This is a genomic window from Pseudoalteromonas sp. Z1A6, from assembly GCF_011378745.1.
In the GTDB taxonomy this organism is placed as follows: Bacteria; Pseudomonadota; Gammaproteobacteria; order Enterobacterales; family Alteromonadaceae; genus Pseudoalteromonas; species Pseudoalteromonas arctica.
The window spans coordinates 1-22,315 of sequence record NZ_WTKW01000021.1; the positions used below are offsets into that span (position 1 = coordinate 1).

Annotated in this window: 22 protein-coding genes and 1 tRNA gene; 11 read left to right on the forward strand and 12 right to left on the reverse strand. The window is 38.3% G+C overall.

What is annotated here, in order from left to right; all coding sequences use genetic code 11:
* Positions 1–177: 177 nt before the first annotated feature.
* Both GQR46_RS02540 and GQR46_RS02545 read left to right on the forward strand, forming a co-directional pair.
* Complete coding sequence (locus GQR46_RS02540; RefSeq protein WP_165739746.1) at positions 178–1,308, forward strand: porin; 1,131 nt, start codon at positions 178–180, stop codon at positions 1,306–1,308.
* Positions 1,309–1,320: 12 nt separating this feature from the next.
* Positions 1,321–1,728 (forward strand): phosphate ABC transporter substrate-binding protein, encoded by a 408-nt coding sequence (locus GQR46_RS02545; RefSeq protein ID WP_024594050.1) that lies wholly within the window; start codon positions 1,321–1,323, stop codon positions 1,726–1,728.
* A gap of 440 nt (positions 1,729–2,168) precedes the next feature.
* Here GQR46_RS02545 and GQR46_RS02550 read toward each other — a convergent pair whose 3' ends face one another.
* The 8 genes from GQR46_RS02550 to rlmE all read right to left on the reverse strand — a co-directional run bounded on the left by GQR46_RS02550 (position 2,169) and on the right by rlmE (position 10,249).
* On the reverse strand, positions 2,169–3,794 hold the full coding sequence (locus GQR46_RS02550; RefSeq protein ID WP_024590962.1) for a methyl-accepting chemotaxis protein: 1,626 nt from the start codon (positions 3,792–3,794) through the stop codon (positions 2,169–2,171).
* A 198-nt stretch (positions 3,795–3,992) separates the two neighbouring features.
* Positions 3,993–4,077: transfer RNA gene (locus GQR46_RS02555), tRNA-Leu, on the reverse strand.
* 81 nt (positions 4,078–4,158) lie between these two features.
* Positions 4,159–4,512: a preprotein translocase subunit SecG gene (gene secG / locus GQR46_RS02560; protein WP_002962769.1), complete on the reverse strand. Its 354-nt coding sequence runs from the start codon at positions 4,510–4,512 to the stop codon at positions 4,159–4,161.
* 1 nt (position 4,513) lies between these two features.
* Positions 4,514–5,263: a triose-phosphate isomerase gene (tpiA, locus tag GQR46_RS02565; RefSeq protein ID WP_007586641.1), complete on the reverse strand. Its 750-nt coding sequence runs from the start codon at positions 5,261–5,263 to the stop codon at positions 4,514–4,516.
* 71 nt (positions 5,264–5,334) lie between these two features.
* Positions 5,335–6,684 carry a phosphoglucosamine mutase gene (gene glmM / locus GQR46_RS02570; RefSeq protein WP_007586638.1) on the reverse strand — a complete coding sequence of 450 codons (1,350 nt, stop codon included), beginning with the start codon at positions 6,682–6,684 and terminating at the stop codon, positions 5,335–5,337.
* Positions 6,684–7,529: a dihydropteroate synthase gene (gene folP / locus GQR46_RS02575; RefSeq protein WP_165739748.1), complete on the reverse strand. Its 846-nt coding sequence runs from the start codon at positions 7,527–7,529 to the stop codon at positions 6,684–6,686. Before folP ends, glmM begins: the two co-directional genes overlap by 1 nt.
* Positions 7,530–7,609: 80 nt before the next feature.
* The gene (gene ftsH, locus GQR46_RS02580) at positions 7,610–9,553 is read right to left on the reverse strand and encodes an ATP-dependent zinc metalloprotease FtsH (protein WP_033012255.1); all 1,944 of its coding nucleotides are present in this window, start codon (positions 9,551–9,553) and stop codon (positions 7,610–7,612) included.
* 66 nt (positions 9,554–9,619) lie between these two features.
* Positions 9,620–10,249 (reverse strand): 23S rRNA (uridine(2552)-2'-O)-methyltransferase RlmE, encoded by a 630-nt coding sequence (gene rlmE / locus GQR46_RS02585; protein WP_165728723.1) that lies wholly within the window; start codon positions 10,247–10,249, stop codon positions 9,620–9,622.
* 88 nt (positions 10,250–10,337) lie between these two features.
* On the opposite strand from rlmE, the gene yhbY reads away from it, so the two are divergent.
* Positions 10,338–10,634 (forward strand): ribosome assembly RNA-binding protein YhbY, encoded by a 297-nt coding sequence (yhbY, locus tag GQR46_RS02590; RefSeq protein WP_002963153.1) that lies wholly within the window; start codon positions 10,338–10,340, stop codon positions 10,632–10,634.
* A gap of 80 nt (positions 10,635–10,714) precedes the next feature.
* On the opposite strand, the gene GQR46_RS02595 is transcribed toward yhbY, so the two are convergent.
* Positions 10,715–11,218 (reverse strand): histidine phosphatase family protein, encoded by a 504-nt coding sequence (locus GQR46_RS02595; RefSeq protein ID WP_165739750.1) that lies wholly within the window; start codon positions 11,216–11,218, stop codon positions 10,715–10,717.
* On the reverse strand, positions 11,215–12,369 hold the full coding sequence (locus tag GQR46_RS02600) for a serine hydrolase domain-containing protein (RefSeq protein ID WP_165739752.1): 1,155 nt from the start codon (positions 12,367–12,369) through the stop codon (positions 11,215–11,217). Before GQR46_RS02600 ends, GQR46_RS02595 begins: the two co-directional genes overlap by 4 nt.
* Before the next feature lie 113 nt (positions 12,370–12,482).
* On the opposite strand from GQR46_RS02600, the gene GQR46_RS02605 reads away from it, so the two are divergent.
* From GQR46_RS02605 to GQR46_RS02630, 6 genes are all read left to right on the forward strand, one after another.
* A complete protein-coding gene (locus tag GQR46_RS02605; RefSeq protein WP_007586622.1) occupies positions 12,483–13,286 on the forward strand; it encodes a hypothetical protein in 804 nt (267 codons plus the stop codon).
* 429 nt (positions 13,287–13,715) lie between these two features.
* Positions 13,716–14,498 carry a MipA/OmpV family protein gene (locus GQR46_RS02610; RefSeq protein ID WP_007586620.1) on the forward strand — a complete coding sequence of 261 codons (783 nt, stop codon included), beginning with the start codon at positions 13,716–13,718 and terminating at the stop codon, positions 14,496–14,498.
* Positions 14,488–14,871 carry a DUF3019 domain-containing protein gene (locus tag GQR46_RS02615; protein WP_007586617.1) on the forward strand — a complete coding sequence of 128 codons (384 nt, stop codon included), beginning with the start codon at positions 14,488–14,490 and terminating at the stop codon, positions 14,869–14,871. Before GQR46_RS02610 ends, GQR46_RS02615 begins: the two co-directional genes overlap by 11 nt.
* Before the next feature lie 24 nt (positions 14,872–14,895).
* Positions 14,896–15,600, forward strand: coding sequence for a response regulator transcription factor (locus GQR46_RS02620; RefSeq protein WP_024590954.1), 705 nt, complete (start codon positions 14,896–14,898; stop codon positions 15,598–15,600).
* A gap of 19 nt (positions 15,601–15,619) precedes the next feature.
* Positions 15,620–16,912, forward strand: a complete 1,293-nt coding sequence (locus GQR46_RS02625; RefSeq protein WP_007586613.1) for an ATP-binding protein — start codon at positions 15,620–15,622, stop codon at positions 16,910–16,912.
* A gap of 204 nt (positions 16,913–17,116) precedes the next feature.
* Positions 17,117–18,472 (forward strand): sodium-dependent transporter, encoded by a 1,356-nt coding sequence (locus GQR46_RS02630; protein WP_165739754.1) that lies wholly within the window; start codon positions 17,117–17,119, stop codon positions 18,470–18,472.
* A gap of 79 nt (positions 18,473–18,551) precedes the next feature.
* Here the strand turns inward: GQR46_RS02630 and GQR46_RS02635 are convergent, their stop codons facing one another.
* Both GQR46_RS02635 and GQR46_RS02640 read right to left on the reverse strand, forming a co-directional pair.
* Entirely contained in the window at positions 18,552–19,001 is a 450-nt protein-coding gene (locus GQR46_RS02635; RefSeq protein WP_165739756.1) for a GNAT family N-acetyltransferase, read from the reverse strand.
* A gap of 74 nt (positions 19,002–19,075) precedes the next feature.
* A complete protein-coding gene (locus tag GQR46_RS02640) occupies positions 19,076–19,819 on the reverse strand; it encodes a sporulation protein (RefSeq protein ID WP_007586609.1) in 744 nt (247 codons plus the stop codon).
* A 265-nt stretch (positions 19,820–20,084) separates the two neighbouring features.
* Here GQR46_RS02640 and GQR46_RS02645 point away from each other — a divergent pair, with 265 nt between their 5' ends.
* Together GQR46_RS02645 and GQR46_RS02650 are read left to right on the forward strand one after the other, a co-directional pair.
* Positions 20,085–21,659, forward strand: coding sequence for a cation:proton antiporter family protein (locus GQR46_RS02645; RefSeq protein WP_007586608.1), 1,575 nt, complete (start codon positions 20,085–20,087; stop codon positions 21,657–21,659).
* 350 nt (positions 21,660–22,009) lie between these two features.
* On the forward strand, positions 22,010–22,234 hold the full coding sequence (locus tag GQR46_RS02650) for a DUF3820 family protein (protein ID WP_007586607.1): 225 nt from the start codon (positions 22,010–22,012) through the stop codon (positions 22,232–22,234).
* The last annotated feature ends 81 nt before the right edge of the window (positions 22,235–22,315 follow it).

A 22,315-nucleotide genomic window follows, 5' to 3' on the forward strand; every position in this document is an offset into this window, starting at 1 on the left:
AGACAGGACTAAACATTTTTAAACACAAACATTCGCACCTGATTAATTTAAAAAACAAAATAATATTGACTAAAAATTAAATAAAAACCTTAAACCATTCTGTTTATTAGATAAATACTCGTTATGCACTTATACTAATAAAGAAATCAACATTTAAATAACAAATAGGAACAACATATGAAAAAGCTATCTGTAGCAGTGGCTGTATGTGCAGTTTTAGCATCTAGCTATACTAGTGCTGAGGTAAGAATTAATGGTTTTGCATCAATTGTCGGTGGTAAAAGTCTGGATAGTGACAGTACTTTGTACGGCTATGATGACGATATCTCTTTTAAAAATGAGAGTAAATTCGCTTTACAATTATCTGCAGACCTACATGAAAAGCTAACAGCTACGGCTCAAATTATTGCGCGTGGAGAGGATGACTTTGACGCTACATTCGAATGGGCATACATTACTTATGAATACAGCGATGAACTGCAATTTAGCGCTGGTAAAATGCGTGTTCCTTTTTACAAGTATTCTGATTTCTTGGATGTAGGTTATGCTTATCGCTGGGTACGTCCGCCAAAATCAGTATACGGTATCCCATTTTCAACTTATGAAGGAGTTAGTGTAGTTTACAGCTCTCAATTAGGTGATTGGGATTCTACGCTTCAAGGCTTTTATGGTGCATTCGATGGTGATATTGACGTATTTGGAACAGAATTACCTGCTGAATTAAATAATTTAGCCGGTATAAACTGGAGTCTATCATACGACTGGTTCAGTGCGCGAGCTGCATACATTGTGGCCGACACTAGCATTTCATCAGAGGATAGCGGCCTAATTGGTCTCGTAAGTGTATTGTCTGATAGTGGCTTAACTAATACTGCGAATGACCTAATCACTGAAGAAGATAAAACGAGTTTCGTTGGCGTTGGTTTTTCTGTTGATTATGAAAACTTTTTGTTTGATGCCGAATATACACAATTTGAGGTTGAAGACAGTATACTACCAGAACAGTCACAGTATTACGCATCAGTTGGTTACCGTATTGACAGTGTAATTGTTCATTTTACTTATGAAGACAATGATGACAAACATGACTCATCACGTTTTAATACCATTGAGTCAATACCAACCTTAAACTCGGCTGTAAATGGTGCTCTTGAAGGTCTTCGTGCACAAAGTAACGTATACACAATTGGTGCACGTTATGATTTTCACCCTTCCGCTGCTTTCAAAATCGACTTTAGTCGTTTTGAAGATGATATAACCGATACAGAGACGGATGTTGTAGCTGTTGGTGTAGATCTTGTCTTTTAATTGGAGCTTATGATGAAAAAATTAATTTTAGTAAGTGCACTTTCATTGTGCTCAATTAATGTATTTGCAGAAGTTGCTGTGATTATTAATCCAAGCAATGCTAGCACAGTAGATGCTGACACAATAAAAAAGATTTATCTGGGAAAAAGTAAGTCATTTAGTAATGGCGATAAAGTTAATCCTATAAATCAAGATGGTACATCTGTAGCTGATGAATTTAACGACAAAGTAGTAGGTAAGTCTAGCAGTCAGTTAAATGCATATTGGTCAAAGCTTGTATTTACAGGTAAAGGCACCCCGCCTGAAAAACTAACAACTGACCAAGCTGTTATTGATTTTGTTGCTGCTAATAACGATGCTATTGGCTATGTTGATAGCGCTAAAGTGACCGATAAAGTAAAAGTAATTGCTACCTTTTAGCAGTGAAATTGATATAAAAACCACCTAGAGGTTAATACTGATAGGTTAATAAATATTTAACTAATCAATAAACCGACCTTCTGGTCTGTTTATGAAGGCTTCTGAATTTATTCAGAGGCCTTTTTTTGCAGCCCACTACAACACTTTTTCTAGCCAATAGTTACGCATCCAATTCAGAAGACTTCTGTCAGCTGAGTGTTGCGAACTGTGCAATTAATATTATTAATTTAATTCAGACTATGTTTATTGAGAACTCAGGGAGTATCCCTATATAAATAGAGTAATAGTAAGCTAAAGTAGAGCATCACATATTACTAATAAAGCGAGAGTGGACATATACTAGGTATGTCAAACCAAATACCCAAACAAAAAAGCCAGTCAGCGGTTAACTAACTGGCATCACCCTAGGGTAGATTTATATACTGACTCAGTACTGAGCTTTACTCAATTCTAAACTTAGCGGTTGCATCTAATAGGTTATCAGATAGGTAATGTAGGTTTTTGGCTACGTCGCGTACAGCAAGTAGTGAGTCCATAGTATCTTCGAACGATACATGCATATTTGACACATTATCTACTACCATAGCTGCAACGGATGTTTGTTCTTCAGTTGCTGCTGCTATTTGCGAATTCATACCATTAATTTCTAACATTTGCTCTGCGATTTTCTCTATTGAAATACCTGTTTTTTCTGCGGCTGTAGCATTATCTGTTGCCATATCACGTGCTGAAGTCATAGCAGCTACAGATTCATTTGCGGCAGTCGTTAATGATCCCAATAGTTCACGTATTTCATTAGTAGAATGTGCAGTGCGAGAAGCCAGTTCACGAACCTCATCTGCCACTACAGCAAAGCCTCTTCCATGTTCACCTGCTCGTGCAGCTTCAATAGCAGCATTAAGAGCAAGTAAGTTTGTCTGATCTGCAATAGACGTAATTACATTCAAAATCTGCGATACATTTTTTGTATCGTCCGCAAGCTTATTAATAGTCCCTGCAGCTCGATTAATTTCATCACTGAGCGTACGAGAAGCGGTAACTGACATCTGTACTTGTGTACGACTTTGTTCAACTTCTTTCTCGGCCGTTTCAGCAGCGTGAGAAGCGTTAGCTGCAGATTCTGATATATCACCAACACTCTGCTTCATTTCTTCCATAGATTGCTTAACAATTTCAGCATCAGTGGTTTGCTTTGTTGTAGCACGCTCAGCTTGTTCCATACCTTGAACTAGTCGTGTTGAGTTTTCCATTAAAGGCTCACATACAGCAATAACTTCAAGAACTGTTTCTCTTAGTAAGGAAATAAATGCGTTAAAATTAATAGAGACTTGGCCAATTTCGTCTTCTGAGTTAACAGATAGCTGTGTGCTTAAAGAACCATTGCCGCTTGCTAATAAACTAAGGTTGTTAGCTGCATCACTCGCAGATGAGCCTATATTTTTAGCAATCCAAATAGCCATAAACAATAATAAAATTAATGAAATAATGGATACAGCTAACATTAGAGTTAATGCTTCATCAGAGCGCGCTTTAGTGTTGGCAACCAGTTCAAAAAAACGATTATCCGCTTTTTGTTGAGCGCCTTTAAAACTTTCTAAAACAGATCCATATAAACTTGTTTTAAGCTGCGCTTGTTGCTGAATCTTACTAAAATCAGCAGTACCGTTAACCATACCTGTAGCAATACTTGAGGATATTTTTTCATAATCTGACAACTCATTAATAATATCGTTATTAATGTAGGAGTTATTAAGTTGCGTTATTAAGGTAATATTAGACTCTAAAGTTTGATATACCTCGTCTGCTTTAACTATAAGATCTTGCTCACCAAACGTAACCGCTTGGGTATAAAGTTCATCAAGTTTTTCTAAAAGCCCTACGTTTTGCGACGTTATTTTTACAACCTTATACGATGAGTTACTCATTTCATCGAGAGAAACCTTATTATCATTCATAGCTAAATAGTTTATCAATACGATCACTATGAAAGCCACTACCGCAATGCATGTTATTGCATGTATTTTTTTTGTTATGCTTAGGTTTTGAAAAGAGAAGCCTGAAGCCATACTGTGCTACCTTATTTTATTGTCTATATCTATTATCGGCTTGATATCTATAAGTGTGAGCTAAATTTGTAATATTTCTAGTTTTTTCTAACAAATAGAAGAATTATTTAACAACAAACACACATCGCTCATAAAACGATCACAATAAATTACAGATACAAAAAAACCAGTAACATCACTGCTACTGGTTTCTAAATTTGGTGCGGATGGGGGGACTTGAACCCCCATGCCCTAAAGCACCACCCCCTCAAGGTGGCGTGTCTACCAATTCCACCACATCCGCATTTTTTAAGCTTTCGCTTAATTGTTAAACATGTGATTTATTTGAGGACTATAAATCGTTTAACGATAGCTTTACGCTAAATTAGTTTGGTACGTCAGAGCTTTGCTCTTTAGTAGATGTTACTGGAACATCTTCTTCAACAGGAACTACTGTTTCTACTGCTGGAGCTGCTTCTAGGTTTTCCCATTCGTCAGTCTTTTTAATTTGACCAGCAGTTAGGTTTCCTAACACAATGCTTAATACAAAAAATACCGTTGCTAAGCTTGTGGTTGTTTTTGTCATAAAGTTACCTGCACCTGACGAACCAAAAACTGTGCCTGATGCACCAGCGCCAAATGAAGAACCCATATCTGCGCCTTTACCTTGTTGAATTAAAACCATTCCAACTAGAGCCAAAGCCACAACTAAATAAACTACTAATAAAATTTCGTACATCTTATACAGTCCCTTTTGCACTGTTACAGATTGCAGTAAAAGATTCTGCTTTTAGACTTGCGCCGCCAATTAAGCCGCCATCTATATCTGTTTGTGCAAATAATAATTCGCTATTTTTTTCATTAACGCTACCACCATATAAGATGGTAAGCCCTTGTGCTAAATTGCTATCAAGTGATGCAATTTTGTCACGGATAAATTTATGAACAGTTTGTGCCTGCTCTGGCGATGCAGTCTTACCTGTGCCTATGGCCCAAACGGGCTCGTATGCTATCACAGAATCTTTCAGTGCTGCTACACCTAATTTCTCTATTACTGCATCAATTTGTGCAGCAACTACTTGTTCGGTTTGGCCGTTTTCTTGCTCACTTTCGCTCTCGCCTACACATAATATTGGTGTTAACCCAACTTGCTGTGCTCTAGCAAACTTTTCAGCGACTGTTGCATTACTTTCGTTATAAATACTGCGGCGTTCAGAATGACCAACGAGTACGTAAGTTGCACCTAAATCTTTTATAAGCTGCGCATCAACTTCACCAGTAAATGCGCCAGGTGTATTTTCAGAAACAGTTTGAGCTCCTGTAGAAACACCGCTAGCTACCATTGCTGGTACAAGTGGGAATGGAGGAAATAAAACAATGTCCATCTCTTGTGATTTTACATCGTTAATAGCGTCAGACATTTGTTTAACTAACTCTAAAGAGCCATTCATTTTCCAGTTGCCTGCGACCATCGCCTTGCGTATTGCCATTATCCACTCCACATTAGAAAGCGGGCGAGATATTAACTTTTCTCGCCCAAAGTTACAAGAGATTATTGTTATTAATCAGTTTGTTTGCTCATAGATTCTACAACAGCTGCAATTTTTTGAGCGCTGTCGATTACAATCTTTTCTTGCTCGGCTTCAACCATAACACGAACCACAGGTTCAGTGCCTGATTTGCGCAGTAAAACACGGCCTTTATCGCCTAAAGCAAGCTCTACTTCTGCAACAGCTGAAAGTACTTCAGGTGCTTTTGTAGGGTCAGTTCCAGCGGTATAACGCACATTAATCATCTTCATTGGATACTTGGTAAAACCAGCACCTAAGTCTTGCAATGTACGATTTTGCGCAACCATAGCAGCAAGTACTTGTAAGCTTGAAATAATACCATCACCCGTGCTAATTAAATCTAGATTTAGTACATGGCCAGAGCTTTCACCGCCAATTTTCCAGCCTTTTTGCTGTAGTAACTCCATAACATAGCGATCCCCTACTTTACTGCGAGCAAACTCGATACCTTTTGCTTTTAAAGCATTTTCAAGGCCCATGTTAGACATAACAGTGCCAACTACACCGCCACCCAAATTATCATCTTGGGCTGCTTGGCAAGCAATAATATAAACCAGATCATCACCATCAAATACACGGCCATTATGATCAACCATCATCACGCGGTCACCATCACCATCGTATGCAATACCTACGTCGGCTTTAAGTTCAAGCACTTTACGTTTAAGAGTATCTACGTGAGTAGCGCCACATTCGTGATTGATATTAACGCCATTAGGCTCGCACGCATGTGTTATAACTTCTGCACCAAGTTCACGCATAACAGAAGGTGCAATATGATAAGTAGCTCCATTTGCGCAATCGACAACAATTTTAAGACCTTCTAAAGACAGGCCCTGTGGGAACTGGCTCTTACAAAATTCTATATAACGACCATCTGCACTAACTAAACGCGATGCTTTACCTAATTTATCTGAGGCAACACATGTCATTTGCTCATCAAGCATCGCTTCAATTTCAAGCTCTACTGCATCATCGAGCTTTAAACCTTGACCATTGAAAAACTTAATACCGTTATCGTAATATGGATTATGTGAGGCACTAATTACAATACCGGCCTCAGCACGAAATGTTTGCGCTAAATAAGCAACGGCCGGTGTCGGCATAGGACCCAATAACACAACATCAATACCAGCGGCAATTAAACCAGCCTCAAGTGCGGTTTCAAGCATATAGCCCGAAATACGCGTATCTTTACCAATAATTACTTTTTTAGTGCCACTTTGTGATAATACTCGCCCAGCAGCCCAACCTAACTTCATTGCAAACTCAGGGTTAATAGGCGCTGCGCCTACAAGTCCACGCACGCCATCGGTGCCAAAATATTTTCTTTCTTTCATTATGCAATTCCTTGTTCGCAGGCTTGATATACACCAAGTACATCTGCGGTTTCTTTTACGTCATGTACACGAATAATTTTTGCGCCATTTTGCGCCGCGATTAACGCACCCGCTAAGCTGCCCGCTAACCGTTCATTTGTATCTCTGTTTAATAAATTACCTATCATCGATTTACGAGATAATCCGGCCAATAATGGCAAACCTAATTTATTAAAATCATCAAACTTAGCCAATATTTGATAATTATGGCTAAGCGTTTTTCCAAATCCAAAACCGGGGTCTAGAATAAGTCGATCAAACTTAATCCCCGCTGTTTCACATGCTTTAATACGTTCACTAAAAAACATATTTATATCTGTAAACAAATTATCGTAATGAGGTGCCGATTGCATGCTGCGGGGCTGCCCTTGCATATGCATTAAACAAATTGCTACATCTTCATACTGCGCAACCGTTTCTAAGGCGTCTATTTCTTGCAAAGCTCTAACATCATTTACTATATCTGCGCCTGCGAGTATTGCTTGTTCCATTACCTGTGCTTTACTGGTATCAATTGATATAACGCAGTCACTGTGCTGACGTATCGCTTTAATTGCAGGGATCACGCGAGCAAGTTCATCTTCTAAACTAACATCTGGCGCGCCTGGACGGGTTGACTCCCCCCCTATATCTAAAATTGTCGCACCGTCATCTAATAATTGCACTGCGCGCTTTAGCGCTATTTGGGGATCTAAAAACTGCCCACCATCAGAAAATGAATCCGGCGTTACATTTAATATTCCCATAATAACGGGCTTTTCAAGATTAAGCGTACGCCCTCTCGGAAGCTTTAATATGTTAGTCATTGCCAACCTTTATAATTATTTCTAAATAGTTGATACAAAAAAGCCCCGAAGTTCGGGGCTTTCATTAACTATTTTAACGATTATTCAGCTTTGTCATCAAGGTTTGTTTCATCTTTTTTCGATGAATCATCAGTATTTTGACTTTCATCAACTACTGGCTCTTGAGGTTCTTCCGCTTTTACCGGTTTTGCTTCATGACGGTCATGTGCATCACGCGGCTCACGCACTGGTTGGCGTGCCATTAAATCATCAATTTGCTTAGCATCAATAGTTTCGTATTTCATTAGCGCATCTTTCATTGAGTGAAGAATATCAATATTTTCTTTTAATATTTCTTCTGCTCGTTGATAGTTACGGTCTGAAAATAAACGTACTTCTGCATCAATTATTTTAGCTGTGTCGTCCGACATGCTAGATGAACGACTACCACCGCCACCCATGTACATTTCGTTCTGATCTTCAGCGTAAAGTAATGGGCCTAATTTTTCACTTAAACCCCAATGCGTAACCATTTTACGCGCTATGTCTGTAGCTCGTTCAATATCGTTACTTGCACCCGTTGTTACTTTATCAGCACCGTAAATAAGCGCTTCAGCAATACGGCCACCATAAAGGCTAGAAATCATTGATTCTAAAAGCTCTTTTGAATGGCTAACACGATCTTGCTCTGGTAAGTACATTGTTACACCCAGCGCACGACCACGTGGAATAATAGATACTTTATAAACTGGATCATGTTCTGGCACCATACGACCAACAATTGCATGGCCAGCTTCATGGTACGCAGTCATTGCTTTTTCTTGCTCGCTCATCACCATGGTCTTGCGCTCTGCGCCCATCATGATCTTATCTTTAGCAGCGTCAAATTCAGCCATACTTACAACACGTTTATTACCACGTGCAGCATAAAGTGCAGCTTCGTTTACTAAGTTTGCTAAATCAGCACCCGAGAAACCAGGAGTACCACGTGCTATAAGAGCCGCTTCTACGTTATCGCCCAATGGTACTTTACGCATGTGTACTTTAAGTATTTGCTCACGACCACGGATATCAGGTAAACCCACTTCAACTTGACGGTCAAAACGACCTGGACGAAGTAATGCAGGGTCCAATACATCCGGTCGGTTAGTGGCTGCGATAACGATTATACCTTCGTTACCACCAAAACCATCCATCTCTACTAGCATTTGGTTAAGTGTTTGTTCACGCTCATCGTTACCGCCGCCCATACCAGCACCACGTTTACGACCTACAGCATCAATCTCATCTATAAAGATAATACAAGGCGCCGCTTTTTTAGCTTGTTCAAACATATCACGTACACGTGATGCACCAACACCCACAAACATTTCAACAAAATCTGAACCCGAAATTGTAAAAAACGGTACTTTTGCTTCACCAGCAACCGCCTTTGCAAGTAACGTTTTACCGGTACCTGGAGGGCCAACCATCAATACGCCTTTAGGAATACTACCGCCAAGCTTTTGAAATTTTGATGGGTCACGTAAAAAGTCGACCAATTCGGTAACGTCTTCTTTCGCTTCATCACAACCTGCCACATCGGCAAACGTTGTTTTAATTTGATCTTCACTCATTAAACGAGCTTTACTCTTACCAAATGACATAGCGCCTTTACCGCCGCCGCCTTGCATTTGACGCATGAAGAATATCCACACACCTATAAGCAGTATCATTGGGAACCAAGAAATAAATATACTTGCTAAAAATGATTGTTCTTCAGGTTGTACACCCTTCACATTTACATCATTTTTAAGTAAATCATTTATTAAGTCTTCATCGTACATTGGCATCGTTGTTTGAAAACGCTCACCACTGCTCTTAGTACCAGTAATATTACCTGTACCACGGTCAATAATAACTTCTTGTAAAGAGCCGCTACGGACATCTTTAACAAATTGAGTGTAACTAGTTTGACGATCAACTTGCTCGCCGCCATTAAAGCTCTGAAAGACTGACATCAGCACAACTGCAATCACCAGCCATAGTATTAAATTTTTCGCCATATCGCTCAAGGGGTTAACCTCTTGTATCCAATTAATTTAAATTCAACTAAACGCCAAGCAACTGTACTACAATTTGTATCCAGTCGCTACTATATATACTTCCCGAGAACGGGCACGTGAGGCATCAGGTTTGCGTATTTTCACTGCTTTAAAATTATTACGTACATCTTGCAAGTATTGATCAAAGCCTTCTCCTTGGAAAACTTTAACAATAAATGCGCCATTTTTCTTTAGTACTTGACTACACATATCTAGCGCAAGTTCTACCAAATACATGCTACCTGCTTGATCTACTGAGTTATTGCCACTCATATTTGGTGCCATGTCAGAGAGTACCACATCAACATTTTTACCATCAATACGTTTTAACAACGCATTTAATACAGCCTCCTCACGAAAGTCACCTTGTAAGAAGTCAACGCCCGCAAGTGAATCCATTGGTAATATATCACACGCAATTACTTGACCTTTGTCGCCTACTTTTTCAGCCAAATACTGTGACCAACTTCCTGGAGCCGCCCCTAAATCAACAACGGTCATGCCAGGGCGAAGTATTTTATCTCTGTTTTGTACTTCATCTAATTTAAAAACCGCTCGGGAACGCCAGCCTTTTTTTTGCGCTTCTTGAACATATTTATCATCAAAATGTTCTTTCAGCCATCGCTGTGAACTGGCTGACTGTTTTTTATTTGTCATAAATTAACACGCAACTAATTAGTAATATTCTCTAGATGGCGTTAGAATACCCTTAATTCAAGCCATATTCAGCAAAATTTGTATAAACATGACATTATCAAACAAACAAAAGCAGTTTTTAAAAGGTCAGGCACATAGCCTTAAGCCTGTAGTTTTACTAGGTTCTAACGGTTTAACCGAAGGCGTAGTAGTAGAAATTCAAAGTGCATTAGAAATTCACGAATTAATCAAAGTTAAAGTTCCAACTGACGATCGTGAAACAAAAGCACTAATTTTTGAAGCAATCGTACGTGAAACTGGTGCGACTAAGCTACAAACGATAGGTCACACTATTGTGCTTTATCGTCAAAGCGTTGAGAAAAAAATACATTTACCGCGTAACTAATTATTCCTGTTAAAGGATTGAGTGCGTTTAAATTGAAAAAACCAGCTTAATGCTGGTTTTTTATTATTTAACGTTTTAAATCAAAAACTCATTTTATGATGGGTTACATCATATTCACTACCATTACTACTGGGCTTCTTATTCAATATAAAGTACTGAGTAAATTGTGTTTCACTCATTGCTGGCACTTTTTCATTCGAAAGTAGCTCGGCTAGTTGCGGGGTTGTATTACTGTGCCCAATAACAACAACTACACCTTTTAGTTTTAGTAACTCATTTTTTAAATCACTTAGCTCACCTGCGTTATACACATTTACGTCGGTATTAAAATATGCCTGCAAAGGGGCCGCTGTTTGTAACGTGCGTTTATAGTTACTGCTGAAAATATGTATATTTTGATACTCTTTGAAAAAAGTAACTAAATTATTTGCACGTGCCTTTCCCACCTCTGAGAGCGCTGGATTTTTACCCGTTAACTTTTCGCTATGACGAAACAAATATATCTCATCAGGTGCTGCAAACACTAAACTACAATTGAATGACATGACTAAAAAAGTGATTGCTAATATTATTTTATTATTCATATTTTTTTACCTCGTTTGTATTCTAATAGCCTGTCGATAAATTCAGTCGTTAGCTCATTGATTACGCCGGTTTCAGCATTAATTATTAAGCTAAAACCAATATTTAAGTGAGGAAATACAACCACATCACTTCTATAACCTTGCACCCAGCCACTATGATAGTAAAGTGTTTCATCAGCATAGTTATAAACGCGCCAACCTAACCCATAATAAGCTTCATTAAGGTGTTTTTTCCACACCCTGCGATGCATTTCTTTTTTTGTATGTGTATAAGGGCGTGTTTGTTTTGCTAGAGTATCCAATGACAAAATATCAGGATATTGGCCCAGCTGCGCTCTTAACCAAATAGCCATATCACTTGCGCTAGCGTTCACACCAGCTGCAGGTCCCACTTTATAATAATTTTTTTTAAGCTTAGCGCTATACCAGCGCTTTTTACCCCGCACATGAGGTAGAGCATAATTATTGTCATGCACCATTTGTTCAAAACCTAAGCTCGCATCACTCATTTTTAATGGCTCAAAAATAGCTTCTCGTAACCACTGTCCGTAACTTTTATCGGTGCTTTGTAATATCACATCGCCTATAAGACTAAACATAACGTTTTGATAGCCATAACATTCGCCGGGTTTGCAAATTGGTTTGACGCTAAGCAGCTTTTCAACAATACCTGGGTAATCCATACGAGATTCAATTAAATTGTCGTATGCATTAGGAACTAATCCACTTGAATGGCTTAAAAGATGAAACACCTTTAAATCATCTTGATAAACAGTCCCTTTAAAATCAGTTATGTATTCGCTAACAGGCTTATCTAATTCCAGTAGGCCGTTAGCAGCCAATTTAGCTGATAACGAGCCTGCAAATGTCTTCGAAACAGACGCGAGTCTAAACCGAGTATGCTTATTAACTTTTTGTCCATTTCGTGATTTAGTTACGCCCATGGTGTGGATGTAGTCTGAATTGTTTATATTTACAATCGAAAGCGCTGCACCGGGTATACCTTTACTTTTTAATTTTTTTTGTGCGTAACGGCCGTACTTTTTTACAAATGCATCCCAATCAGGATCCGCTTTTGCTGTAAAACCCATAGAACTAAACAGCAAACACAAAGCAGATAGGCAATACGATAAAGAGTTGAGATACTTCATTTTTTATAAAATTTATCTTTTTAACTACATCTGCGCAGATAATATCATGAAGTTTTGTTTGTACTAACGTACAATACGACGATTATTTGGTTTTAAGCGAGTGTTTAGTACTTATGCGTTTTTTAGTTGTGTCACTTTTTATTTTATTATCAACTGGTTGTGCTATTACAAAGCAACCGGCCGAACCACTGGCTATGCCATTAAAGCCAACATTAAAAAGTCAGACCTATCAACTTGAGTACACTACAGAGCACTCATCTCCAAAAGTTAAATCGGTTCAGCTTCCTGCACATAAAGTAGTTAGAAACCAAACAGTAAAAATCATTACCGATAAGGCAAGCGTAACCGATAAACTTCTATCGCAAATTAGCCAAGCACTGAACGATAAACAACTAAAAGTAACAACTAAAAATAACAGTGACTACACACTGACTATTCAGCAACTCGATTTAACTTTCACAGATGATACTAAGTACGCAATAAAGCAACCAGAGAAGCCATTTACTTTATATTCAAATGTTGCCCAGCAATACCCAACACAACAGTGCGCTGCAATATTTGCACAAGTTAGTATGCGTCTCACGCACAAGTCATCGGGTGATGTTGTTTGGTTTGCTAAATCTTCAATCGACAGTGCAAGTTTTCATCGTGAACCACTAATTTACAATTTCACCGAAGAGCAAAAAATAACAAATGAGCTTGAGGTTGTCGCTTTTATTCATCAGCAAAACACTGACGAGGCCCGAATTGAAAGACTTGGCAAAGATATTCAAATACCTCAGTACAAAACGTTGTCAAAACTATCTAGCCTTACCAAACTTAGCGGTCCATGTAATAGAACAGAAGTAAGTGCATTAACACCTATGATGCAGTTTTACTTGAGTAGTATATTAATCGATAAAATTAAAGTTCAGTAAATTAGGGTCTGTTGATCTTTACGGATTAAAATTTGTTCAAACTAGGGGCTATTTAATCGCGGCGCGAGATTTGTAACCTAGTGGGCTAAGTCAAAACCGAGCAACAAAGAGTAAATAGCCCCTAGGAAGAACCCTTTGGGCAGCTCCTGTTTGGCATTAATGCTACGTTATCGCCCATTTATGGGGAATAGCCACACTGCATAGGCTCTGCCTTACCTAAATACCAAACAGACTGCTGCAAATTTAACCTTGAAAGATCAACAGACCTAACACTTACTACATTTTTTTACAGATTAAAGGAACGAATTAACAATATACTACGCTTAATAACAAATAATAATTAGGCCCTAAGGGATGAGAAACGCTTTGCTTAACCATACTTTACTGAGCATAACACTGCTTTTTTGCTGCATTTTTAGCACGTCGAGTATGGCAAGTAACCGCTATTATGCAGATAATACGTTAGAGCCAACCCAAGGCTTTGCGTGGGATTGGAGTGCTGGTGCGGGCTTTTATATTGAAGATTCTTACCTTGTCGGCATTGAGTCTTACGATAAAGGCGTTGAGCTCGACTTAAGTCTTGCTGTTTCCTACGATAAATTTTACCTTGATTTCGATCACAATCAACTCAGTGGCGGCCTTGTAATAGGCTACAGTCTTATAGATAAATTTGATTGGGGCCTAGATATATTAGGCACAAATACTCAAGCTGGATTTGACGAAAAAGGCCTCGGATTCTATAACCATGGTGTTATAAAAGAACTCCAAGGTATAAAAAAACGTAATTACGACTTTGACGTCGGCCTTCGACTTTCTCGTCGATTTGAAAATTCTCAATTCTCTTTTGAATACCTTCATGATGTATCTGGCGCGCACAATGGCTGGGTTATAAACAGCTTTTTTAGTCACATTTTACCATGGCGAAACTGGGAGTTTAGATCTGGTGTTGGTTTAAGCGCCTACTCTGCTGACTTTACCAATTATTACTTTGGTATTGATAGCGATGAAGCCACCAGCCTTCGCCCGGTTTATAGCAGCAATGCCAGTACTAGTATTATTTTTGAGTTCCATGCTGAGTACCCAATAAGCCAAGATTGGGTGTTTTTATCCGGCTGGCTTACCACATGGTTTTCAAAAGAGATTGACGACAGTCCAATTATTTCCCAAGGATATCAACACAAAGCCAAGGTAGGCCTACGTTATGTATTTTAGATGGATCTGTGTATTACTGATCTTCCCCAGTACTTTTACTGTTAAAGCTCAGGAACCTCCTGAAGCACTTATAGCAGTTCCAGACACCTGCGTTGCATTGCGCGAAGGGCGAAATTGCTATGCTGACGTAACGCTAACGTGGGAGCAACCTATCATTGGTAATTACTGCCTACGTGACGCCACCTCAAAGTACATAATGCAATGTTGGCTCAAGCAACAGAGCGGTACCTTTAATTATGCATTTGATTCACAGCAAAGTATTTCATTTGAACTATTTGACAGCAATACCTCTAAAATAATTAGTATTGCCGAAGTAAAGCTTCAATGGGTATATCAAAACAGGCAAAAAAAGCGCCGCTGGCGACTATTTTAATACCAATCGCATTAAGGATATTTTATGGATAACTATGGCACTATTTTACTCGTTGAAGACGATGTATCACTTGCTCAATGGGTTGCTGAATACTTAACAGAGCAAGGCTACACAACGCATGTTTGTCACAGAGGTGACGAAGTAATTAGCCAAGTCAAAACGTTAAATCCAAATATCGTGCTCCTTGATATTATGCTTCCAGGGCAAGATGGTATAAGCGTGTGTAGAGAACTTCGTAGTTTTTATAATTCGCCCATCATAATGCTCACCGCACGCGATGAAGAAATGGATGAGGTCATTGGTCTAGAAGTAGGTGCAAGCGACTACATAATGAAACCTGTGCGCCCTCGTGCATTGCTAGCGCGTATAAAAGCAGCCCTTCGCCAAAACAATGAGCCAAATACCCCACACGTTAACGAGAGTGTTATTAATGTTGGTACGCTTAGTATTGATACCGAATCTAGAAATGTAAAACTCAACAAGCAAGACGTAAACATATCAAGTGCTGAGTATTTACTGCTTCATTACCTTGCGAGCAATGCAGGCCAAGTGGTCTCGCGTGACGCTGTATTTAAAGCAACCAAAGGCAGAGAATACGATGGGCTTGATAGAAGTGTTGATGTACTTATTTCTGCACTTCGTAAAAAGTTTAATGATGATCCACAAAACCCTGAAAAAATTAAAACTATTTGGGGCCGTGGATATTTACTTGTTTCTACTGCGTGGTAATAAAGTGATGAATAAATAAATGAAAAAGTTTTATATATCGCTTTTAGGCAGTGCACTTTTATCTATTGTGGTATTGGGCTGGCTTATTGATGCTTTTAGTCAACAAGCGCATACCCCACAGGATGAATTTAGTCAGCAAAGTAAAATGATTATGGGTTTTAGCAAGCAATTAGCTAACATACCCACATCTGAGCGCAGCGATTATGTAAAACAACTGGCGCTAGAATTTGATGTTTTAATTGATTATAAACCTAATGAATCACTTGCTTTACCGCCTTCTTTATTATTACAAATGCATACGCCGGGTGGGCTGATTTTAGAAGATCAGCAAGGCTTTTATATGCTTTATAGCAGCGCTGTTTTAAATCCTTTTCACTTATCAATGCGTTTAGATAAAATTTTTGATAGCGAGCAACATAACGACATTATATTAACCTTACTCTTTTACGCAGGCTTATGTGTATTTATGGGGTTTATTATTGCGCCCTTAGCTAAACGATTAACCGTGTTAAATGAAGCCGCTAAAAAGTTTGCCTCTGGTAATGTTCAAGCCCGAATAAAAGTATCGCATTTTACTTACATAAAAGACGTAGAGCTTACCTTTAACCGCATGGCCAGCCAAATAGAGAAACTTGTCGCTGAAAATAAACTAATGGCTTCAAGTTTATCTCATGATATACGCACCCCTATCGCGTGCCTGCGATTTGGTTTAGATGCGGCATTAGATAGCCATGATGAGCAAAAAGTAAAACAGTATTTAACCCGTATGGAAAATGATTTAGACCATATGGAATCGATGCTTAGTAGCTATTTAGCTTTTGCTACTTTAGAACAAAATGCTAATAAGCTGACCTATTCATCAACAAACATTAAGTCCTACCTTGAAGATATTTTAGTTCAACTTGCACCAAAACTTGAAATGCAAATGCTTAACGTACAGCTCAATAGTACAGATAAAATAATAAATGCAGATCTTCACTGGCTTGCTCGCGCAATTACTAACTTATTAACTAACGCATGTGATTTTGCAAGCCAACATATTTACCTGAGCGCAAAGTTACACGAGCAACAGCTTATAATAACGGTAGAAGATGACGGCCCGGGTATCGCTCGAGAAAATTTTAGTAATGTATTTAGCCCATTTTTTAGGGAAGAAGATCACCGTAACAGAGCTGATAAAAGTTACGGCCTTGGTCTAGCTATTGTTGAAAAAGTAGCCGACTGGCATCATGGCAGTGTTAAAGTAAGTAAAAGTACCCAGCTAGGTGGTGCGTGTTTTACTCTCACTATTGCACAACATCATAATTCGTAAAGCAATAGTTACAGACTGTAATTAACAATTATTAAACAAAATCAACTCGTTATTCTAAACGACTCGATAACAACAATTAAAATCGATGGTTATAACACACACTTTACTTATTAAATTGTGCTAGATCAGCAAATAAGCACTTTTTATTTTTTAACATTTCCAGTAGATTGTCACCGCCGTCACACAATAGAGAAGTACAATAATATGAGCGCAGTTAGAGGCGAGTTCAGCTCTCGCTTTGGTTTTATTATGGCCGCCGCGGGTTCTGCCGTTGGTTTGGGCAATATTTGGGGATTCCCTACACAAACAGCAAGTAATGGCGGTGCTGCATTTTTAGTCGCATATTTAGTGCTTGCGTTCTTTTTAGCCTACCCCGCTTTAATGGCTGAACTGATGATTGGTCGTCATGGCCAAGCAAATGCGGTTTCATCACTTCAAAAAATATCTAATAAGCCATGGCAAAAACACTTTGCCTTTATTGTTGGTTTTGGCGGTATTTTATGTGCTGGCTTTATATTAAGTTTTTACGCCATTGTTGCTGGTTGGATGCTCAGCGCTACAGCTGAACCCATAGCCACTTTAGTTGGTGCCAACACAGCATCTACATGGTTAAGCGAGCAATCACTTACCCGAAACATTATATTCACTCTCGTCTTTATCGTACTAACTGTCGCTATTATCAGTAGAGGCGTTGAGAACGGTATTGAAAAATGGTCAAAACGTTTAATGCCCGCTCTTTTGGGGATTTTATTTGCACTTATTGCTTATGTAATGACCCAAGATGGCGCAATGGAAGGTTTAAAGGCTTACTTAGTTCCTGATTTTTCGTCTATTTTTGACGCAAAACTATTAGTTAGCGCACTAGGACAAGCTTTTTTCTCTTTATCGCTAGGTACTAGCGTAATGATTATTTACGGCTCGTACATCAGCAAAAAAGAAAATCTTGTTTCTTTAGGTGCCTATGTAACCCTTATTGATGTATTTATAGCCTTTGTAGCGGGTTTACTGATTATTCCGGCTATGTATGTAGCGCAAGCTCAAGGCGTTGAAATATTCTCGGCCTCAACAGGTAAATTACTCTCTGAAGATACGTTAGTATTTCAGGTACTCCCTGCTTTATTTGATGGAATGGGCGAAGTTGGCTTATTTGTGGGCTTTTCATTTTTTGCGTTAATGAGTATTGCCGCTTTAACGTCATCTATTTCAATGTTAGAGGCGCCAGTATCATACACTGTAGAACGCTTTGGGATGAAACGCGTTCAGGCAACCTGGTTGATTGGAGCTTTAATTGCTATCGTTAGCATTATAATTGTGTGTAACCTTAGCAGCTTATTTGGCTTAGTGATTACTTTAACTACAAAAGTAGCTCAACCTTTGCTTGGCCTGATGTGTTGTATATTTGTAGGCTGGATTTGGTACAGAAGCTCATTACTTAAAGCAATTAAAGAAGGTAATCCTGAGGTCCATAACACATTGTTTTGGAAAATATGGCCTTGGTATACCAAGTTTGTGTGTCCACTTGCTATTGGTATGGTGTTTTTACACTCACTCTTGAGCTAAATAATACCTTAACCTTAAAATAGTCTTAAATTAAAATAGCCCACATTAGTGGGCTTTTTTATAGCTGCTTAAATTGGATTTATTTAGTGAGTTTTAAAATCATATCTTGATGAGGTATACCGTCTTCTAAATATTCACTTTTATAATCCTCAAAGCCAAAAGAGCGGTAAAAATCAAGTAAGTAAGTTTGTGCACCTATATAAATATCTCGCTCAGGCCATTGTGCTTTGCAGCAGTCTATAGCTTTAGTAATAAGTAAAGTAGCATACCCATTACCACGCGCTCCTTCACTCACTAGCACGCGACCTATTGCGCTGTATTGCTCACTTTTGTCATAACAACGCGCATAAGTTTGTAGTTGCTCATTATTCAATGTATATAAATGCTGTGTATTTGAAGCAATATCTACATCATCAAGTTCAGGGTAAGGACATTTTTGCTCTACAACAAACACATCAACCCGCCCACGCATAATAGTAAAAAGAGTCTGTGTATCAAGAGCGTCAAACTGCTCACATTTAAACTGCATATTAAATCCTATAAGCAAAAAACCCAGCTTAGGCTGGGTTTATTAAAATCACTCGCTAGCTTAGTTAGCTTATACTAAGTAAATAAGCGCTCTAGCTGATCACACAACTGCGATAGATTCACATGATCGTGCTCTATGGTCAAATCTACATAACCATCGCCTTTAAAGGCTCTGTCTAGCTCTATAAGCACATGTGTTTTATGTGCCTCTGGTACAAACGATAATTCAATCTCCTGAATGCCAAATAAGCTGCGGCTATTAGGTTTATACTCAAGTTCTTGGTAACACCCAGATAATGACTGAAAAGTTGAAGCCCGTAAGTGGCCTTTTTCTACGTCAGCTTTCATTAAACTAAAACCTAACTTTTCCATCGCTTGCATACACGTTTTAACCGCTTCATTAGGGTAAATGTGTAAATGATCTTTATCTGTTGGGTCAAGTGCTAAGTCTATATCTAGGCCTGTTTCTAGCCATACATGTGATTGATTATAACCTGCATTAATTTCTGTAATAGGTGTTTCAGAATGAAGACGTGCTTCAAAAGGGATGTTTTTAACTTCGCCTGGCTCAATTGTACCAATATCTGTAATTCGCCATTGCTCAATTACATGATTAGTAAAATAATCGCCATCATCACCCGCAACTTTAACACGAGTCATTAATAATAAATCTAAGCCTGCGATATCTTGGCTAACATCCCCTGCTGTGATAACTATTTGTGCGTTAAAAAGTTGACCTGGTTGTAGGTGTTCAGTTTCTAAAATAGTGTCTACTTTTGCAGCACCAATACCTACCGACGCTAAAATCTTTTTAAACATATCTCTCTCCTTAAGCTGAGCTGCTCTATTATTTGCTCTGGCTTAAACTTCTTCGTTATCGCATCTTAACCATATTTAAAAGCTAATGTCAGTGAAAAAATGTTATTTACATACTATTTACGATTAAATAAGTGTTTAATGCGCATTTTTCATACGCAGCAAGGCAAGTAATTGATTAGACGCGTTCATTTTTAGGTCTATTATATTTTCAATGGCATAAATTTTTCGTTACACTGCAACACCAAATGAAGTGATATTAAGAATTATGGAACTAATCTATTTTGCTGCCGCGTTTGTTTGTGGTTTTGCCGTTTATCAATTAAAACTACCTCCTCTTATTGGATTTTTATTAGCAGGCTTTGCTTTAAATTTATCGGGATATAAAAGTACAGAGTTGCTCGATACAATTGCAGCCCTTGGCGTTACCCTTCTTCTTTTTAGTATTGGCTTGAAACTTAAAGTTAACAGTTTAATTAAACCTCAAGTTTGGGCACCTGCAACATTGCATATCATTTTTAGCAGTGCGTTATTTAGTGGCTTTATGCTGTTACTTGGCGTATTCGCTATTCCACTATTTGTTGATTTAAGTTGGCAAAGTGCTTTATTAGTTGGGTTTGCGCTTAGCTTTTCAAGTACTGTATTTGCAGTGAAAGTGCTTGAAGAACGCGGGGAAATGGCAAGCTTACACGGTAAAATAGCCATTGGTATATTGGTAATGCAAGATATCTTTGCTGTTATCTTTTTAGCTATTAGCACCGGCAAAGTCCCAAATTTATGGGCAATTGCACTAATAATTGCTTTGCCTTTATTACGACCTGTAATGTATGGCGTATTGAACCGATCTAAACATGGTGAACTATTACCATTGTTTGGTTTTTTCTTTGCTCTAGTTGCTGGTTATCATGCATTTGAATTTGCAGGCCTAAAAGGCGATTTAGGTGCATTAATAATAGGAATGATGTTTGCCCCTCACAAAAAGGCAGGCGAGCTATCAAAATCCCTGCTTAATTTAAAGGACATATTGCTAGTTGGCTTCTTCTTAAGTATTGGTTTGAGCGCAGAGCTAACCACTAACTCCTTGATTGTTGCTATTATACTTATTTTAGTATTACCCGTTAAAATAGCGCTTTATTATGTGTTCACTAATATATTTAAACTACGCGCGCGTACATCATTACTTACTGCTTTTAGCTTATCTAACTACAGTGAGTTTGGTTTAATTGTATGTGCAGTGGCTGCAACTACAGGCATGATCACCTCTGAATGGCTAGCTGTAATGGCAATTGCTGTTTCTATTACCTTTATAATTGCCTCCCCATTAAATAAACGTTCAAACGAGTTGTACGTCAAAATTGAGCACTGGTTATTAAAGTTCGAAAGCAAAACTCGTTTAGCTGAAGAGCTACCTGTTAACCTTAACGATACTAGAATAGTCATTTTTGGTATGGGACGTATTGGTACTGGTGCTTATGAGACTATCAACGCGACTCACCCAAATGTTGTTGCAGGTATAGATATAAAACCTGAGGTGGTAGATAAGCACGTTAACAGAGGCCGCAACGTCTTAATTGCTGATGCAACCGACCCTGACTTTTGGCAACGAGTAAATCACTCACAAGTAGAAATGGTTATGCTTGCAATGCCAAAGCATATGCAAAATATCTTTGCTCTAGAGCAGCTACAAGCCTCTGGTTATAAAGGCCAAGTAACAGCTATTGCAAACTACCCTGATCAACAAAAAGAACTAGAAGAAATGGGTGTTCATTCTACTTATAACTTTTACCTAGAAGCCGGTAGTGGTTTTGCAGAGCACGTTAAACAAGAGCTATTTAACGAATAATTACTTTTTATAACGTCTATAAATAACAAGGCCTTAATTAGTTAAGGCTTTGTTATTAGCTTTTAAATAAAAAGCAATTCTATTTACATTCCTTTACAAGCCAATTCACCACAACAATGAAAAACAGGTAGACTAACTGTGTTGGTTAAATAAGAACCCATGTTCTAATAATAACTTAATTAGATCCCAGCTAATTAAAGTTCAACTAGGTTTATATCAATCAACATAAAATTATTAAATCAGAGGGCCTACTCCCTCGCAAAATAGGCTGTTTCTTGCCCGTCACAGCCTATTTTATATCTCTAAAATCCCTTACACTTACGCATACTTTAAATACATAAGTAGTTTTTATGGATCCAAAACAACTAAAAATAGCTATTAATACCATAATGCCGTTTGGAAAATATGCAGGACGGCCATTGCTTTTACTGCCAGAGCCTTATTTAGTCTGGTTTAATCAGCAAGGGTTTCCTGACTCAAAACTAGGTAGTCAACTTGCGATGATGTATGAGGTAAAACTAAATGGCCTTGAGCAAATGTTAATGCCATTACTTGAAAAAAATAAAAATAGTTGAGAACTTTTTTAAGTACTTGCGGTCTATTGTATTGCTACTTGTTGATTTTGGTTTTTAACCACAAAAAAAGCGCCTCTAGGC